This is a genomic window from Streptomyces sp. NPDC006872, from assembly GCF_040635845.1.
Lineage (GTDB): Bacteria > Actinomycetota > Actinomycetes > Streptomycetales > Streptomycetaceae > Streptomyces.
The window spans coordinates 48,174-64,621 of sequence record NZ_JBEYIL010000007.1 but is presented as its reverse complement, the minus strand read 5'-3'; the positions used below and the strand labels follow the sequence as shown (position 1 = coordinate 64,621).

The 16,448-nt window shown below is 68.6% G+C and carries 14 protein-coding genes; 1 reads left to right on the top strand and 13 read right to left on the bottom strand.

Features of this window, described 5'->3' with window-relative positions:
- Positions 1–87: 87 nt before the first annotated feature.
- Together ABZ725_RS21530 and ABZ725_RS21525 are read right to left on the bottom strand one after the other, a co-directional pair.
- On the bottom strand, positions 88–639 hold the full coding sequence (locus tag ABZ725_RS21530) for a hypothetical protein (RefSeq protein ID WP_358804202.1): 552 nt from the start codon (positions 637–639) through the stop codon (positions 88–90).
- Positions 640–1,033: 394 nt separating this feature from the next.
- Positions 1,034–2,119, bottom strand: a complete 1,086-nt coding sequence (locus ABZ725_RS21525; protein ID WP_358804201.1) for an endo-1,4-beta-xylanase — start codon at positions 2,117–2,119, stop codon at positions 1,034–1,036.
- Positions 2,120–2,278: 159 nt separating this feature from the next.
- On the opposite strand from ABZ725_RS21525, the gene ABZ725_RS21520 reads away from it, so the two are divergent.
- The gene (locus tag ABZ725_RS21520; RefSeq protein WP_358804526.1) at positions 2,279–3,580 is read left to right on the top strand and encodes an MFS transporter; all 1,302 of its coding nucleotides are present in this window, start codon (positions 2,279–2,281) and stop codon (positions 3,578–3,580) included.
- Positions 3,581–3,697: 117 nt separating this feature from the next.
- Here the strand turns inward: ABZ725_RS21520 and ABZ725_RS21515 are convergent, their stop codons facing one another.
- The 11 genes from ABZ725_RS21515 to ABZ725_RS21465 all read right to left on the bottom strand — a co-directional run bounded on the left by ABZ725_RS21515 (position 3,698) and on the right by ABZ725_RS21465 (position 16,308).
- Positions 3,698–3,892 carry a hypothetical protein gene (locus ABZ725_RS21515; RefSeq protein ID WP_358804200.1) on the bottom strand — a complete coding sequence of 65 codons (195 nt, stop codon included), beginning with the start codon at positions 3,890–3,892 and terminating at the stop codon, positions 3,698–3,700.
- 117 nt (positions 3,893–4,009) lie between these two features.
- Entirely contained in the window at positions 4,010–4,816 is an 807-nt protein-coding gene (locus ABZ725_RS21510) for an ABC-2 family transporter protein (protein WP_351909192.1), read from the bottom strand.
- Positions 4,816–5,619: an ABC-2 family transporter protein gene (locus tag ABZ725_RS21505; protein ID WP_358804199.1), complete on the bottom strand. Its 804-nt coding sequence runs from the start codon at positions 5,617–5,619 to the stop codon at positions 4,816–4,818. The genes ABZ725_RS21510 and ABZ725_RS21505 overlap by 1 nt, the downstream gene beginning before the upstream one ends.
- Positions 5,619–6,614 carry an ATP-binding cassette domain-containing protein gene (locus ABZ725_RS21500; RefSeq protein WP_358804198.1) on the bottom strand — a complete coding sequence of 332 codons (996 nt, stop codon included), beginning with the start codon at positions 6,612–6,614 and terminating at the stop codon, positions 5,619–5,621. Before ABZ725_RS21500 ends, ABZ725_RS21505 begins: the two co-directional genes overlap by 1 nt.
- Before the next feature lie 180 nt (positions 6,615–6,794).
- Positions 6,795–9,767: a glycoside hydrolase family 2 TIM barrel-domain containing protein gene (locus ABZ725_RS21495; protein WP_358804197.1), complete on the bottom strand. Its 2,973-nt coding sequence runs from the start codon at positions 9,765–9,767 to the stop codon at positions 6,795–6,797.
- A gap of 12 nt (positions 9,768–9,779) precedes the next feature.
- The gene (locus ABZ725_RS21490; RefSeq protein WP_358804525.1) at positions 9,780–10,595 is read right to left on the bottom strand and encodes a carbohydrate ABC transporter permease; all 816 of its coding nucleotides are present in this window, start codon (positions 10,593–10,595) and stop codon (positions 9,780–9,782) included.
- Between the two features lie 77 nt (positions 10,596–10,672).
- Positions 10,673–11,638: a sugar ABC transporter permease gene (locus ABZ725_RS21485; protein ID WP_358804196.1), complete on the bottom strand. Its 966-nt coding sequence runs from the start codon at positions 11,636–11,638 to the stop codon at positions 10,673–10,675.
- Positions 11,639–11,658: 20 nt separating this feature from the next.
- Positions 11,659–12,921 carry a sugar ABC transporter substrate-binding protein gene (locus ABZ725_RS21480; protein ID WP_358804195.1) on the bottom strand — a complete coding sequence of 421 codons (1,263 nt, stop codon included), beginning with the start codon at positions 12,919–12,921 and terminating at the stop codon, positions 11,659–11,661.
- A 285-nt stretch (positions 12,922–13,206) separates the two neighbouring features.
- The gene (locus ABZ725_RS21475; protein WP_358804194.1) at positions 13,207–13,584 is read right to left on the bottom strand and encodes a hypothetical protein; all 378 of its coding nucleotides are present in this window, start codon (positions 13,582–13,584) and stop codon (positions 13,207–13,209) included.
- 46 nt (positions 13,585–13,630) lie between these two features.
- Complete coding sequence (locus ABZ725_RS21470; RefSeq protein ID WP_351909178.1) at positions 13,631–14,884, bottom strand: ROK family protein; 1,254 nt, start codon at positions 14,882–14,884, stop codon at positions 13,631–13,633.
- Positions 14,885–15,057: 173 nt separating this feature from the next.
- Positions 15,058–16,308 carry an FAD-binding protein gene (locus ABZ725_RS21465; RefSeq protein WP_358804193.1) on the bottom strand — a complete coding sequence of 417 codons (1,251 nt, stop codon included), beginning with the start codon at positions 16,306–16,308 and terminating at the stop codon, positions 15,058–15,060.
- Positions 16,309–16,448: the final 140 nt, after the last annotated feature.

The window sequence follows — 16,448 nt, the reverse complement described above, 5'->3', positions numbered from 1 at the left end:
GAGCACCCCGCATCAGACGCCGGTGGCGGAGCGGACATCTGACAGGCCAAGGGTGCGGAGAAGCAGGCGGGCCTGAAGAGGAAACGGTTACTGCTGCTTGTCCCGATTCTTCTGCTGGTTCTGTCTACGCCGCTTGCGGCGCTCCCTGCGCGGGCGATACGACTCCTCCACCTCTCCGACCGCTGCCGATACATGTTGTGCGTTCTGCCCGTCAGGCCCGCCCGCACACCACCACACCGCCCGCCCGTGTTCCTCGCCCGGGTGCATGCCGAGCCGGTGCTCGGGGCAGACGGGCCACACCTGCCACAGGTACTCCAGCACCGTGTCCTGCGCCGCGAAGGCGACGGCGGCGAGCGCTGCGCCGGGCCCGGCGCTCCGTTCCGGTGGCAGTTCGTTGCCATGCCAGGAGCCGTTCGGCATGGCGACGTACACGTGCTCTGCAGCCTGCTCGTCGTCGGCCGACTCCTCCGGCCAGGTCGGCCGGGCCACCAGGCGTAGCGGTCCGTGGTCCGGGAGGAGGGCAGCCAGGTCGTGGTTGACGAGGGTCAGCGCCTCGTCCCACACCGGGTACTCGCCCGGCTCGACCGGGCGGGCCTGGGTTTCGTTGAAAGGGGAGTGCACGAGGTCATCGTCGTTCACTCGCGAACTCAACGGCATCTGAATAGCGACAGAGCTGATCTCGGTACGGCTGCCGTGTTTCCGACCTGGCGTTGTTCCCGTCGCCGTCTGCGCCGTGATCCTCCCGGCGTCGAGCGTTCTGGAGCCTCAGCAGGGTGTCCGGGTGCGTCCGCGCGGCGGCCGTTCCGGATGGGCTGCGTGACCGGGGTCGTCGGCGTTTCCCGCAACGTCGATCACGGCATCCGGTCCTTGGGTGCCGCAGGGCGTTCGGCGGACGCAGGGTGGCCGGCGGCGTGTGGCGGGCCCTCCACCACCCTCACGGGGCTGCAGCCGACGTTGGTCCTCATCGCTCTACGGGAGCCCTGCCTACCTGAATCAACCCCGAATCGACTCAGAGTCCGACCTGAGTCCGAGTTCACGCCTTCGGATTGATCCCGTTCGACAGCCCGGTGTACGCGGGCTTCGCCGAGTAGCTCTCGTTGTACGGCAGGGCCGCACCGTAGCCGCTGAACGTGCCCTGCACCCACGAGTACTTGTCGCTGACGCCCCACAGCGTGACGCCGGCACAGCGCGGCACGCCCAGGCAGTTCTCGCTCGCCGTCTTGTAGTCGGTGGACTGCTGGGCGAGTTCGGCGGCGGAAGCGGGCAACGGGATGCGGATGTCCAGCTCTGCGATGGACACCTCCAGGCCGAGATCGGAGAACCGCTTCAGGTTCGCCTTCATCGACGCCGGAAGCCTGCCCACCTCGAAATGCGACTGGAAACCGATGCCGTGCAACGGGACGCCCTGGGCGAGAAGTTGTTTCGCGAGCGCGTACAGGGCGTCGCTCTTGGCGTTGTCGGCCTCGATGTTGTAGTCGTTGATGTAGAGCTTCGCGGCGGGGTCGGCGGCGTGCGCCCAACGCAGCGCGTTGGCGATGTAACCGGTTCCGAGCTTGTTCTGCCACAGTGAACTGCGCATCGAACCGTCTTCGTTGAACGCCTCGTTGACGACGTCCCAGGCGTACACCTTGCCCTTGTAGCGACCCATCTCGGTGTCGATGTGGTTCTTGAGGATGGTGTTCAGCTCAGCTGCGGAAAAGTTCCCGTTCTTCAGCCAGGACGGCAACTGCGCGTACCAGACGAGTGTGTGACCGCGTACGCCCTGGTTGTGGGCTGCCGCATGGGCCACCAGTCGGTCCGCCGCAGCCCAGTTGAAGCTGCCCCGGCTCGGTTCGACGGCGTCCCACTTCATCGCGTTTTCCGCCGTCACCGAGTTGAACTCCCGGTCCAGGACGGATGTGTAGGACGCGTCAGAGGTCAGCGGGGCGTCGCCGACCGCCGCGCCGATCTTCACTCCGCGACCGTCGGCGTATCCGCGCAAGGTGGTGGCGGCCGAGGCCTCCGGCGTGAGATGCGGCAGCGCTACGGCCGCCGTGGCCACGAGCACGCCCGCGACGGCGAGCGGGACGGGGCGCAGAGCGCGACGCCGGTGACGGTGGCTTCCCGGTGCGTGGGGCACGACTGCTCCTCGAGGGGTGAGGGATACGGGCGCTTCACCTGTGTGTCGCCGCCGACGAACGTAAGGTTGCCGGGGACCTGAGAGGCGCCGAGTGCATGAGAGAGGCCGGGGCGGGTGGCGTACAAGGCGCGGAGCAGCCGCTTCCGACGGTCACGGGACATCGCCTCCGAAACCGGTCTCCCGCTCTGGCGGCAGCGGGACTTCAGGATCTTCTGGGCTGCCCAGACCCTGTCCTTCCTCGGTGACTCCTTCGCCCTGATCGCTCTCCCCCTGCTCGTCCTCCAGGTCACCGGCTCGCTGGCCCGCATGGGCCTGCTCACGGCGGTCGGCGGGGCGGCCTCGGTCGTGGCGGCGGTGTTCGCCGGCGCGGTCGTGGACCGGGTCGACCGACGCCGACTCCTCATCGCCTGCGACCTCGTCCGCATGGCGCTGTACGGGCTGATACCGCTGGTGTGGATGTTCGGGCCGCGGATCTGGTTGTTGTACACCGTGCTGCCGCTGTGCGAGGCCGTAGGCATGCTGTTCGCGGTCGGTTACGTAACCGTTGTCCGTGGCCTGGTCGGCACCGGCCAGCTGACCGAGGCCAACGGACGGCTCAATGCGACCGCCGCCGCGGCAGGCGTGCTCGGCCCGTTGTGTGCCGGTGCGCTCGCCGCCTGGACCGGTCCGGCCGCCGCCGTGGGCGTGGACGCGGCCAGCTTCGGAGTGTCGGCGGCGTGCCTGTCCGTCGTACGGATCAGCGGGCGGCCGCCGGACGACAGGTCGCGGGAGTCGCAGAAACGGCAGGTCGAACGTCACGCGGAGCATGAGCATCCTGCAGAGCACAATGTTTCTGGCCAACGACCGGGTGAGCGGGCCGGGTTGTGGCAGGACCTGCGGGCCGGGGCGGCGTTTCTGTACGGCCATCCCGTGCTGCGTGCGCTGACCGCGTTGCTCTTCGTCTTCAGTTTCCTCACGCTCGGCCTGAACGACCTCGTCATCTATCACCTCAAACACGACCTCGGCCATGACGACGGCACGGTCGGATCCGTCATGGCGGCCGGTGCGCTCGGCACGATCGTCGGCTCCCTGCTCGTCGCCCGGGTACACCGCCGGTACGGCTTCGGGCCGACCTGGACGGCTGCGGTGGCGGTGAGCGGGGTCGCCGTCGCGGGACTCGGATGGGCGCGGGACGTTCCCGTCGTCGGGGCCCTCTGTGCCGTCTTCCTGGCCGGTGCCGCTGTGGCGGGCACCTGCTCCATGTCCCTGCGTCAGGAGGTGACCCCGGAGCCGCTGCTGGGCCGGGTCACCTCGGCCTTCTGGACCCTCCAGTACGCGACGGCTCCGGTGGGCGCGGCCGTCCTGACCTGGGCGGCGGAACGGCACGGCACCGCGCCGGTGGCGGCGCTGGCCGGCACGGCCTGTGTGCTGATCGCGTTGGTCGCCCTGGCGACGCCGGTACGGAGAGCCGGGCGGGGGTGACTCCGGAGCGACGGCCGCGAGGTACGGCAGCCGGTGCTCACCCGCCAGACCAGGACGTTGATCGGCACTGACGCGAACACACCCCCCGCGCGGACGGTGCGGGAAGAATGCTGCCCGTCAAGTGGTCGGCGCTGTGCGCAGGCGCCGCACGTCGCGGATGAGCGCATAGGACGCGATCAGGAAGAGCACACCTCCAGCCACGATCCAGAAAACTGATGCTCCGGAGCGGTACTCACGAACGGCGCCGATGAGCAGCACCACGGTGGCAAGGACACCGAAGGCCGAGGTCACAGCGCTGATGCGGTTGGTCACGTGGACATCATCAACGACTACCCCGGCCGACGGGAGTGAACTGAACGAAACGGTCCGGAGGCCGGGCCCATGAGCCTTCCCCGTAGGCGTCGTCCCCGTACGCGTCCACCACAGGAGTCATCCGTTCACCCCCGTGTAGTGCCCCAGGCTCCATCGCCACAGCAGCCGCGAGCCGAGGTATGCCAGCAGGCCCAGCAGTGGGGAGGCCGCCGCCAGCCAGTAGGGGACGCCGGTGTCGTGGCCATGGCCCGTGAGGACGGCGGCCGGGAAGTACGCGACGAACGCGAGGGGGAGGCCGTACGTCAGGAGGCCGCCCACTGCCTTGGGGAGCACGTTGAGCGGATAGCTGCCGAACGTGCCGAGGAGTTCCTCCAGCCAGCGGCCCCAGTAGTCGGCGGCCGGGAAACGCAGCGCTGCGGAGGCGAGCGCCGTGAACAGGGCTGCCTCCAGGAGCATGCCCCCGAGCACGGCGGCGACCAGGTACGAGGTCCGGCCCGCCGTCCAGTCGAGGTGACTGCGGCTGAGCGCGCCCACCATCAGACCCACCGCGACCGTGAGATCGCCGATGGCGTTCGTGGGAAACATGCGCAACTGGACCTGGAGGTGCACCGACATGGGCCGCACCAGGCAGACGTCGATCTTGCCTTCCTGGATGAAGTAACCGATTCCGTGCACTCGTCCCAGGAAGAGGACGAACAGACCATGGGCGAGCATCCGGGTCGCCGGGATGAGCAGCACGTCCGAGCTGTCCCAGCCGCCCATCCCGCTGAAACGAGTCAGCAGCACAGTCGCGAACACGATCACCGAGACCTGCCAGACCGCACCGATCGCGACCATCATCAGAAACTCGGATCGGTATTCCAGCTGGGCGCGGAAGTTGAGACGTGTGATCCGCCATGCGAGGCGTACGGCCTTCAAGGGCATCAGCCTCCTTGTGAGATGACCTGCCGGGCGGCGAGTCGCCACACCAGCCGGGTGAACAGGGCCAGTGCCGCCACCCAGGCGGCCTGTGTGAGCAGCGCGGGACCGGCGTCCGACAGCGGGATGCGGCCCACATAGAGCGACAGCGGCACGCTCAGCGTGGCCTGGAAGGGCAGGAAACCGCTGAGCGTGATGAACCAGTCCGGGAAGAACCACAGCGGTGCGTACACCCCGGACAGCAGGTTCTGCGCGAAGATCAGGATGAGCATCGCGGCGTTGTTGCGCAGGGTGAAGAAGCACAGCTGGTCGATGGCCAGCATCACGTAGTACAGAACCCACTGACCGAGCAGCAGGCTCAGCGCGAACACCCCTGCCACGGCTGCCGAGTCGGGCGGTTCCACCACTCCGGCAGCGAGGCAGACGGCGTATCCGCTCAATGCCCAGGCGAATCCGTAGAGTTGCTCGCCGAGAGCGCGCAGGGCGTAGTAGCGCTGGGGTGACAAGGGGCGCAGGTACCAGTAGACGATGGTCCCGAAGTGCATGTGCTGGATCACAGTGTCCCGGGCCGCGTACTGATCCAACTCCCTCAGCCGGGAGGCCAGTACGGCCAACACGGCGTAGGTGACCGCCTGGTCGCGGGTCATTCCGGCAGTGGTGCCGGTGTGGGCGTACAGGCCGTGCCACAGGGACGCCACCAGCACCACCTGGACGGCCAGCCGCAGCAGGGCGGCGGTCATCCGGGGCGGTGTGTGCAGCTCGCCGAGCGGGGTGACGCGGGCGGCCCGCCAGGCGTGCAGGACGGCCATCAGGCGTCCCCGGCCTGCACGTACGCGGCCCGCATGACGTCCTCCAACTCGGCCTCGTCCAGGGCGATGTCGGTGATCTCGTACCGCTCGACGACCGACTTCAGCGCCTGATGCACCGTCGGTGCGCCGGATCCGTCCGGACCGAACACGACCCGTGAGCCCTCGTGCCGCAGCACCGTGATTCCCGGCAGTGCCACGACCTCGGTGTGCGGGTCCGCGAGCGTGGCCCGCACCTGCCAGGTGGAGCCGAACGTGCGGCGGATCTCGTCGAGGGTGCCGTCGAGGACCAGCCGGCCGTGGTTGATCAGCACCACGCGCTCGGCGAGCCGCTCGACCTCCGTCATGTCGTGGGTGGTCAACAGGACGGTTCGGCCCCGGTGTTCGACCTGGTGGCGCAGGAACTCGCGGACCTGCTCCTTCACCACCACGTCCATTCCGATGGTCGGCTCGTCCAGGAAGACGACGGGCGGGTCGTGCAGCAGCGCCGCGGCGAGATCGCAACGCACGCGCTGGCCGAGGGAGAGGTGGCGCACGCGGGTGTCCCAGAACGAGGAGAGGTCGAGAAGGTCGTCGAACTCCCGTAGCCGAGTGGCGTGTTCGGCCTTCGGCACTTCGTAGATGTCCCGCAGGATCGCGAACGACTCACGCACCGGAAGGTCCCACCACAACTGGGTGCGCTGCCCGAACACGGCACCGATGTTACGGGCGTTGCGCTCCCGTTCCCGGTACGGCACCACACCCGCGACGCGCGCCTCGCCGGAGGTGGGGGTGAGGATGCCGGTGAGCATCTTGATGGTGGTGGACTTGCCGGCGCCGTTCGGACCCAGCAGGGCGAGGAGTTCGCCTCCGGCCACGTCGAAGGAGATGTCGCGGACGGCGTGCTTGGCGACCCGCTCCGGGTTGACCAGGGAGCGCAGGCCTCCGACGAGGCCGGGTCGGCGGACAGTGGTGTGGAAGGTGCGGGACAGGCCGCGCACTTCGATGCTGCCGATCACTCGTTCAACCTCCAGTGAAGCGCGGCCGGCCGGCTGGGGGCCGGTCGGCCGCGGGAGACGTCGTCACCGTGTCGGAATGTCGATCACATGGTCAATCGATTAAATCGATTGATCGGTCCCGGCCGCTTGATCGGCTTCGATCGAGCGTTGCCGATCAAGCGATGTCGATCGGCCGTCCGGTCAATCGGTTGCCGTGAACACGAACGAGAACTCGGCGGGCGCGGCGTTCAGGAAGTACTGCGGCAGCGGGCCGGGGCCACAGGACTGGGAGCCGAGGCCGTGCTGACCGTGATCGAGGTTGACCCACACGGTCTCGCCCGGGACCAGGTCGGTGAGGTGCTGGGCGGCCTCCAACTGCTCGGTCGTCCAGCGCCGTGCGGTGAACCAGAACTCGGGGTCCCCCTCGATGCGTAGCCCGCCGAGCTCTGCCCAGCGGACGTCGGCGCGGGCGCCGTTCTCCTGCGGACGGACGTACGGCGTCTGCATACCGTCGACCGTCGACTGCCAGCGGCCGACCGTGGACGATGTCCTGCTGTCCGGATACGCCTCACCGGGGCCCCCGCCGAACCACGCCACCCGGTCGGCCTCGGACAGCCCGAAGCGGACGCCGAGGCGGGGGAGCGGCACCGTCCAGTCGCCCTCGGGGGTCACGGAGACGGTCAGTCGTACACGGTTTCCGTCCGCCGTCCACCGGTATGCCGTCGACAGTCCGATCTCCCAGGCGGCCGGCGCCACCCGGGTCCGTATCGTCAGCGCGTCCTCGTCGGCCTCGACGGCGTCCAGCCGGTGCCGCATCCGGTGCAGGCCCAGCTTGCGCCACAGGACGCCGTGCCGGACGTCCGACTGCCAGGGCGCGCCGTCGTCGTTGTCGGTCGGAGCCCGCCAGACGTCCAGGCGCAGCCCGGTCACCGCCACCGAACCGATGCTCCGCAGCTCGCCCGTGCGGGCGTCGAAGGAGGCCGGGCCCAGAGTGATGAGCCGCTCACCGACGACCGGCCCGACGGTTGCGGTGAACGGCGACAACAACCGGGCGGTGACGGGCACTTGCCCCCACGCCACGACATGTCCCGCGGGAGCCCAGCCGGTGTCCTCGGCCAGCGCGGCCTGGATCGTCCACCCCGTCTCCGCGCCGGCCGGGGTGTCGGTCGGCGGCGCCGGGAGCTTCACATCGGCCGACTCGCCCGCCGCGAGCGCAGGCACCGCGAGGCCGCCCGACTCGACGGTCATGCCGTTCACCTGGAACGCCCAGGTGAAGGCCAGCGCCGACAGGTCGGCGAAGTCCTGCTTGTTGGTGACGCGGACCGTGCCGTCGGCGGAGCCGTCGAGGGCGACCGGCTCGATCACCTTCTTGAACTCGACCAGGCCGGGGGACGGGGTGCGGTCGGGGAAGACCAGGCCGTCGCAGACGAAGTTTCCGTCGTGCAGCTCCTCGCCGAAGTCGCCACCGTAGGCGTAACCCAGCTCCCGGTGCTTGATGCCGTGGTCGATCCACTCCCAGACGAACGCGCCCTGGAGGCGGTCGTGCGCCTCGAAGATCCGCTGGTAGTCGGCCAAGCCGCCGGGTCCGTTGCCCATCGCGTGGGCGTACTCGCAGAGGATGAGAGGCAGTTCGCGTCGCCTGAGCGTGCCGCCGTCCAGCCCCTGGCCGATTCGCTCGACTTCCTCGTGGAACGCGTACATGCGTGAATAGACGTCCGTGTCACGGCAGTTGACGTCACCCTCGTAGTGCACGAGGCGCGAGGCGTCGCGGCCGTGGATCCACTCGGCCATCGCGGTCAGACCACGCCCGGTGCCGGCCTCGTTGCCGAGGGACCAGATGACCACCGACGGGTGGTTCTTGTCCCGTTCGACCATACGGGCGGCGCGGTCGAGGAGCGCGGGGGTCCAGCGGTCGTCGTCGACGGGGTTGTCCCGCCAGTCCTGCTCGACGAATCCGTGGGTCTCCACATCGCACTCGTCGATCACCCACAGCCCGTACTCGTCGCACAGGTCGAGGAAGGCCGGGTGGGGCGGATAGTGCGAGGTGCGGACGGCGTTGACGTTGTGCCGCTTCATCAGCAGCACGTCCTCGCGCATCGTTTCCAGGTCGAGGGCACGGCCCGTCTCCGGGTGCCATTCGTGGCGGTTGACGCCCTTGAAGAGGATCGGCCGTCCGTTGACCTTGATCAGGCCGTCCGCCAGCTCGACGGTACGGAAACCGATGCGCAGGGGCACTCGCTCGCCCTCCGTCACCAGCTCACCGTCGTACAGAGCGGGCGTCTCCGCCGTCCACGGCTGAACCGGTACCGCAACCGTTTCCCCGGTCGCGACATCGATGTCCAGAGCCGGCACGGTCACCCGGCCGTCGACGTCGGAGTCGACGCGCAGGGTGCCCTCCCCCGTGACATGGTCGTAGGAGGCGTGCACGAAGAAGTCGCGGACGCTGCCCGCCGGGCGGTGCAGCAGCGTGACGTCACGGAAGATGCCCGGCAGCCACCACTGGTCCTGGTCCTCCAGATACGAGCCCGCCGACCACTGGTGGACACGGACTGCCAGAACGTTTCCGCTCGGCTTGAGGAGATGTCCGACCGCGAACTCGTGCTGCAGCCGGGACCCCTTGAACTCGCCGAGGTCCGTGCCGTTCAGCCAGACCCGCGCGCAGGACTCGACACCGTCGAAACGGAGAACGAAACCGCCTTCGGAAACGCCCTCAGCACTGCCTACAGAGCCGTCTTCGGAAACGCCTTTGGAAACGCCTTCGGAAACGTCGGGCCATCCCGCGGGGAGGTCGAAGACCCTCAGATGGTCGCCGGTCGGGTTCTCGGTCGGGACCCGAGGCGGGTCGACCGGGAAGGGGTAGAGGTGGTTGGTGTAGATGGGCGAGCCGAAGGCGCTGTCGCCCTGCAGGACCCAGTGACCCGGGACCGTCACCTCCGCCCAGGCACCGGCGTCGTACCCCTCCTCCGCGAACGAGTCGTCCTCGGCGTCGGCCGTCGCCGACACCCGCAGTCGCCAACGTCCGTTGAGAGACAGGGACTTGGTGTCCGACGAGGCGTACCAGGCGCGGGGCGGAAGGGCCCCGCTGCCCGGTGAGACATCCGTTACGTAACCGATGGATCCAGGTTCCCCCGCCCGAGGGGATCCAAGAGCGGGGGAGGTGGTGCGGAAAGACATCTGTCTCCTAGTTCAGCCCTTGATGCCGGTCTGTGCGATCCCCTGCACCAGCCAGCGCTGGAGGAAGAGGAACACGAGCAACAGGGGCAGGATGGATATGGCCGTGGCCATGAAGATCAGGTGGTAGTTGACGGTCTGGTTGGTCATGTACGACGACAGCGCGACCTGCACCGTCCACGCGCTGGGGTCCTGGCCGATGACCAGGGGCCAGAGGAAGGAGTTCCAGCCGTTGATGAACGTGATCGTGGCGATCGCCGCGAAGAAGTTCAGCGAGTTCGGCACGACGACCCGCCAGTAGGCACCCCAGTAACCGAGTCCGTCCACGCGTGCCGCCTCCTCCAGCTCCTTGGGAAACCCCAAGAAGTACTGCCGGAACAGGAAGCAGGTGAAACCACTGAAGAGGCCCGGGATGATCAGACCGCGGTAGGAGTCGATCCAGCCGAGGGACGACACCAGCACGAAGCCGGGCACGAACGTGACCGCCGTCGGGACCATCAGGGTGAACAGGACGGCGTAGAACACCTTGTTGGCGTGCCGGAACGGGATGCGCGCCAGGCCGTAGCCGGCCAGCGAGCACACCAGCAGGACGCCGACGGTGTGCAGGACGCCGACGATCAGCGAGTTCACCATCGACTGGCCGAAGTCGACCGTCGGGTCGTCGAAGGGCTCGGTGATGTTGCCCCACTGGATGTCCGTGGGGAAGAACTTCCACTCCTCTCCGGTGATCTCGGGGTCCGTGGAGAAGGCGTTGCGGATCAGGACGTAGAACGGGACGAGGAAGAGGAGGGCGGCGAGGCCGACCGAGATGTACAGGCCGACGGAGCTCATCACTCCGCCGCGCCGGCTGCTGCGGGCCGTGTGCGACTGCCGTGGTGCGGCGTCCTGCGCCTTGGCGACGGTGGTGGTCACTTGGACTCGTCACCCCTTCCGAATCCCATGATCTTGCCCTGGAACAGGGTGATGACGACGATCAGCAGGGTCAGGATCACCGCGCCCGCACTGCCCGCGCCGTAGTCCTGGTTGTCGCCGAGAGCGGTGTAGTAGAGCTCGACGAGCGGGGGCCGTCCCCAGGTGGTCTTCGACAGCAGGTTGAAGAACTCGTCGAAGGCCTGGTAGGCGGCGATCAGCAGCAGCAGGATGACGGCCGTCGAGGTCGCCCGCAGTTGCGGGAGCGTGATGTACCAGAACGTCTGCCAGCCGGGCTTGGCGCCGTCGATCGAGGCCGCCTCGTACAGCTCGTCCGGGATGTTCTGCAGTGCGGCCAGGAAGAGAATCATGTAGAAACCGGACTGCAGCCACAGCCTCGCGCTGACGATGACCAGCCAGTACCACGGCGGGTCGGGGTTGGCGAGCCAGGCGATGTTGTCGACGCCGAACCAACCGATCACGGTGTTCGCCAGACCGAAGCGGACGCCGTTGAAGATCGACATCTTCCAGACGAGGGAAGCGGCTACGTAACTGCACGCCGTCGGGAGGAAGAAGACCGATCGGAAGAACGCCCGCATGAACCGCAGCCGGTTCACCATCAGCGCCAGTCCCAGCGAGAGCGCCCAGGTGGTGGGCACGATGATCGCGGCGAAGACGGTGAACGTGACCAGAGCGCCGGTGAAGTTGTCGTTCTCCAGCATGAACCGGTAGTTGTCGAACCCGACGAACGTGCTGGGCGTGACGGTGAAGCGGGCCTCGAAGAAGCTGAGCCACAGGCTCCAGCCGATCGGGACGTAGACGAAGATCAGCAGGCCGATGAGGAACGGCCCGGTGAAGAGCCAGAAGTTGAACGTGGGGCTGCCCCGCAGCCCCCGCCTCGGCCTGGCCTTGGAGGCCTTGACCGGGGCGGGGTGCTCGAGGTCGAGCTTGGTGGTCGTCGACATGTCGAGGTCCGTCCGCCGGCCTATCCGAACAGCTTCTTGAGCTCGGCGTCGACCGTCTTGTCGCACTTGTCGAGTGCGGCCTCGGGGTCACCGTCCTTGCGGACGGTGTCGGCGAAGACGTCCTCCGTGGCCTTGATCATGGCCTGGGTCCAGCCGATCTTGTCGAAGTGCCCGTAGTCGGTGAAGAGCTTGACGCCCTCGGCCGGCAGGCCGGACTTGAGCTTCTCGGCGGACGCGGCGATCGAGGTGCGCGGCGGGACGTGGAAACCGTAGGAGAGGGCCCAGTCCTCCTGGTACTCCTTCTGGTCGATCCACAGCCACTTCACGTACGCCTTGGCCTCGTCGACCTTGTCGCTCTTGGCGTTGACGAACATCGACCAACCGCCGTTGTAGACCGAGGGCTTGCCCGCGTCGCCGACCTTCGGGAAGGCGAAGATGCCGAGGTCGTCGCCGAGTGCCTTCTGCATGGCGGGCATCGCCCACATGCCGCAGAACTGGATGGCGGTGAGGCCCTGGACGAGGGCGGACGGGTCCCAGTAGTCGGCCGGGGCGTCGAGGAGCAGGTCGCCGCTGGTGAACAGCTTGCGCATCTGCTTGAGGCCGCCGACGACGCCGTCCGTGTGGTAGGCGGGCTTGTTGTTGTCGTCGAGGGTGTCGGCGCCGGCCGCCCAGATCATCGGGCGGATGACCGCTTGCAGCGTGTTTCCGAGGTAGACGCCCTTGACCTTGTCCGTGGTGAGCTTCGCGGCGGCCTCGATCAGCTCGTCGAGGGTCTGCGGCGGCTCGACGCCCGCCTTCTCCAGCAACGACTTGCGGTAGAAGAAGAACTGAGGGTCGTCGATCATCCGGATGCCGTAGATCTTGCCGTCCACCGTGTGCGACTGGATGTCGGCCTGGTTGAAGTCGTCCTTGACCGGCTCGATGATGTCCGTCAGGTCCGCCACCTGGCCGCTCTTGACGAGCTGGATCTGCGGGTGGAACTCGAACAGGTCGGGCGCGTTGTCGGTGAGCAGTGACGCGAACAGCTTGCTCTCGAAGTTCGAGCCGGTGATCCACTGCGTGGTGACGCTCGCGTCCTTGTAGGCCTTCGCGTACCGCTTGATGGCCTGCTCGGTGCCCGCCTCGCCGTAGGCGTGGAAGTACTGGACGAGGTTGCTGCCCGAACCGCCGCTGCTTCTCCCGTTGTTGCCGCCGCATGCGGCGAGGGTGCCGGCCGCGGCCATGCCCGCGGCGGCGCGGAAGAGGGATCGGCGGGACCAGTTGTTGTTGCTCAGTGCCGACATGGTGACGTCCTTGTCTCGAGTACGGCTGCGGCTCAAGCACTTCAGCGCCCGGTGGCTCAAATGGCGCTGCGGAGCGGGACGTTAACCTTCGGCTAAGGCTTCGGCAAGGGGTTGGACGAAGCCTGTTCGAAGCGTTGTGATCGGTTCGGAATGACGAACGGACCGGGTGGCGGCGTGGGCGCAGAGCGGTCATGGAGGGGGCGACGCTGCTGCGTCGAAGGGGGGTTGAGGGCCGCCGGTGTCAGGGGCCGGCGGCCCTCGGTCCAAGGGGTGAACCCTGGACGGCTATTGCCTGGCCCGGGCCGTTTCGGCCTCGGCGGCGCAGTTGTGGGGGATCGCTTTCGAGCCGTGGACGGTGGCGCCCGGCGCGGCGTCGGAGGACGCGTGGCCGGCGGCGTCGGGGCGCATGCCCAGCACGGCGCCGACGATCCGGCCGTCGACGCTCAGCGGTCGGCGCTGAGCGGATTCACCGGTGGCGTCACCGGCGGTGTCACCGGTGGATCCGGGCGCCGTGGAGCGACGCGAACTCCCGGCTGTGAAACATCCGTTGCCGACGATCGCGTAAGCGGTTACGACGGCCACCGGGGTTAAGCCGGCCACGTCGGCTTCGGTGCCTGCGGTGCCCGCGCGGACGGATGTGTCGTGCCTGTCGGTGCGCGTCAAAACTGCCTCCTTTCCGGATGTCGTGAGGGCGGTGCGGCTCGCCGGGTCATGAGGGCGGTGCGGTACGGCTCCTCACACGCGCGGGGACGCTGCGTTTCGCGTTCCGCTGCCCGACGGACTGCAGCGCCCCTTCGAGCGCGAACGTCGCCGCACCCAGACAGGCCGGGTCGGTGGGGATCGTGGAGAGAACGATCCGGTTGGCGGCCAGCGGCCGTTTCAACGCGTGCCGGGCGACAGCCTCGCGCACCTCCTCGAGGAGGGGTTCGCCGAGCCGGGCCGCGACCCAGCTGCTCAGTACGACCACCTCGGGGTTGAGCACGTTGACCAGGTTGGCGATGCCGGCGCCGAGGTAACGGGCCGTGTCCCGTACCACCTTGACGGCCACCGGTTCGTCGGCGGCGACCCCGGCGGCCAGGGCGTCGATCGTGGCCGTCTGGTCATCGGGGTGCAACAGCGGGCTCTGCGGGCTGAGTTCACGCAGGTTCTGCATGATGCCGGGTGCCCCGACGTACGTCTCCACGCAGCCGTGGTTGCCGCAGCGGCACAGTCGGCCGTCGAGCACGAGCGTGGTGTGTCCCCACTCGCCGGCGCTGTTGCTGACTCCCCGGTGCAGTCCGCCGCCCAGCACCAGCCCGGCGCCGACGCCGGTCCCGAGGTTGACCACCACGGCGTCCCCGTGCCCGCGCGCCGCCCCGAACCACAGCTCGGCGACCGCGCCGGCGCGCAGCGGGTTGTCCAAGTACAGCGGATACGCGATGTGTTCGGAGAGCAGGTCGAGCAACGGCACGTCGTGCCAGTCCCAGTTGGGCGCGTACTCGGAGATGCCCGTGGCGCGGTCCACCTGTCCCGGCACGCTCACCCCGACGCCCAGTACCCGGGCGGCCTCGACCCCGGCCTGCGCGACCACCGAACCGGCGGCCGCGGCGACATGGGCGACCACCTGCTCCGGACGGCTCTCACCGGGCCGCATGTTCTCCTCGGCGCGCGCCAGCACGTTCAGCGCCAGATCGAACAGCTCGACATGGACGTATGTTTCCGCGATGTCCACGCCGATCAACGCGCCCCCCGACGCGTTGACGGCCACGAGGCCCCGGGGGCGGCCACCCGCCGAGTCCTCGAACCCGACCTCGGTGATCATGCGGAGGTCGAGCAGCTCACCGACGAGGGTGGCGACGGTGGCGAGCGAGAGACCGGTTGCCGCCGCCAGCTCCTGCCGGGAGGTGGGCGAGGCGGCGATGATCTGACGCAGCACCTCGTAGCGGTTCGCGGTGCGGATGTCGCGTGATGTGCCGCGTTTCATGGAGCGTGCCCCCTCATCCCTTCCGTCGCTTCCGTGCCGGGCGGGCCCGCTCTGCGACGGCACCGGCGCCGCGTCAGGTTATGGCGTGCCACACGGTTCGACAAGGGGTTAGGAAAGGGGCTTTATAAAGTCGGGCGAAAGTCGAGCCGAAGTGGAGGGAAATCGGTCCGAAGTCAGCTCTCCAGGACATCCTGCACGAAGGCGTTGGTGAACTTCCCGGCGGGATCCAGCACCCGCGCCAGGGCCGTGAAATCGTCGATCCGGGGGTATCGCGTGCGCACCACGCCGGCCGGCATCTCGAAGACCTTGCCCCAGTGCGGCCTCGGCTCGAACGGCTCCAGCGCAGCTTCCACCGCCCGTACGGTCGGCAGCACGGCGGTCGTGTCCTCGACCCAGGTGAAGTGGAACGCCACGGTGTCCCGCCCGTAGGAGGGGCTCAGCCACTGCTCGTCTGCGGCCACGGTCCGCACTTCGCAGATCTGCAGTACGCGGGCGACTGTCTGCCGGATACCGTCGATTGCATACAGCGCCTCGGTGGCGTGCCGACGCGGCAGCAGGTACTCGCTCTGCAGTTCGTTCCCGCTGCTCGGGGTGAACTCGGCCCGGAAGTGCGGCAGTCGCTCGTGCCATGGTCCCGGCACCCCGAACTGCGCGGTGCAGTTGACCGCAGGCATCCCCGGCACCGGATGCTGGGCCTCCACGGCGGGTGTGGCCCACGGGAAGTCGACGAGGGGCTCGTCCGTGCGCCGCTTCAGCCACACCTGCCGGAAGCCGGGCGCACCCCAGTCGGTGAACAGGCTGACGCTGTACGCAGCCGCGGCCACGGTCTCGAAGTCCAGCCCGTCCAGCGGCAGTTCGGTGAACACATGCTGCTCGACCTCGTAGCCGGGCTCCAGGTCGAGGACGAGTGCGGTGACGACGCCGAGGGCGCCCAGCGAGGTGACGGCCCCGCCGAACCGCCGGTCGCCGCGCCCGATGACGACGGTGGAGCCGTCGGCGGTGACGATCTCCACCTCCCGTACGGCGGAGGCGAGCGAGCCGTTCCCGACTCCCGAGCCGTGTGTGCCGGTCGCCACCGACCCGGCGACCGAGATGTGCGGCAGGGAGGCCATGTTCGGCAGCGCCAGCCCGTGCTCGTGCACCCGGCGCGCCAGCTCCGCATACCGGATCCCGCCGCCGACCCGCACGGTCCGGGCCGCGGTGTCGACCTCGACGCCGACGTCACCGCTCAGGGCGTCGAGCGACACCAGTACCCCGTCGGCGCCGGGCTCGGCGATCTCGTTGAACGAGTGCCCACTGCCCAGCACCCGCACCCGCCCGCTTGCCGCCACCAGCGAGCGGAGCGCGTCGAGGGAGCGGGGGCGGTGCAGCTCCTTGGCGGCGAAGATGATGTTGCCGGCCCAGTTGGAAACGGTTTCGGTCATAGCGCCGATCTTTCCCGAGGAATCGGAAACGGGGAAGCTGCCGCTGGAATCCGTGAACTCGCGCGAAGCCGATGCGCGCTGCTGTCGGGCGTCGTCCTTCGGCGGCGGGTCGGGGCGGGGCGGGCGGGGCGGAGTGCGGC

Excerpts from the sequence above, each read along its gene's own strand:
- ABZ725_RS21510 (WP_351909192.1), bottom strand. The coding sequence starts at position 4,816 with ATGCCCTTGAAGGCCGTACGCCTCGCATGGCGGATCACACGTCTCAAC.
- ABZ725_RS21505 (WP_358804199.1), bottom strand. The coding sequence starts at position 5,619 with ATGGCCGTCCTGCACGCCTGGCGGGCCGCCCGCGTCACCCCGCTCGGC.
- ABZ725_RS21495 (WP_358804197.1), bottom strand. The coding sequence starts at position 9,767 with ATGTCTTTCCGCACCACCTCCCCCGCTCTTGGATCCCCTCGGGCGGGG.
- ABZ725_RS21490 (WP_358804525.1), bottom strand. The coding sequence starts at position 10,595 with ATGAGCTCCGTCGGCCTGTACATCTCGGTCGGCCTCGCCGCCCTCCTC.
- ABZ725_RS21485 (WP_358804196.1), bottom strand. The coding sequence starts at position 11,638 with ATGTCGACGACCACCAAGCTCGACCTCGAGCACCCCGCCCCGGTCAAG.
- ABZ725_RS21480 (WP_358804195.1), bottom strand. The coding sequence starts at position 12,921 with ATGTCGGCACTGAGCAACAACAACTGGTCCCGCCGATCCCTCTTCCGC.
- ABZ725_RS21470 (WP_351909178.1), bottom strand. The coding sequence starts at position 14,884 with ATGAAACGCGGCACATCACGCGACATCCGCACCGCGAACCGCTACGAG.
- ABZ725_RS21465 (WP_358804193.1), bottom strand. The coding sequence starts at position 16,308 with ATGACCGAAACCGTTTCCAACTGGGCCGGCAACATCATCTTCGCCGCC.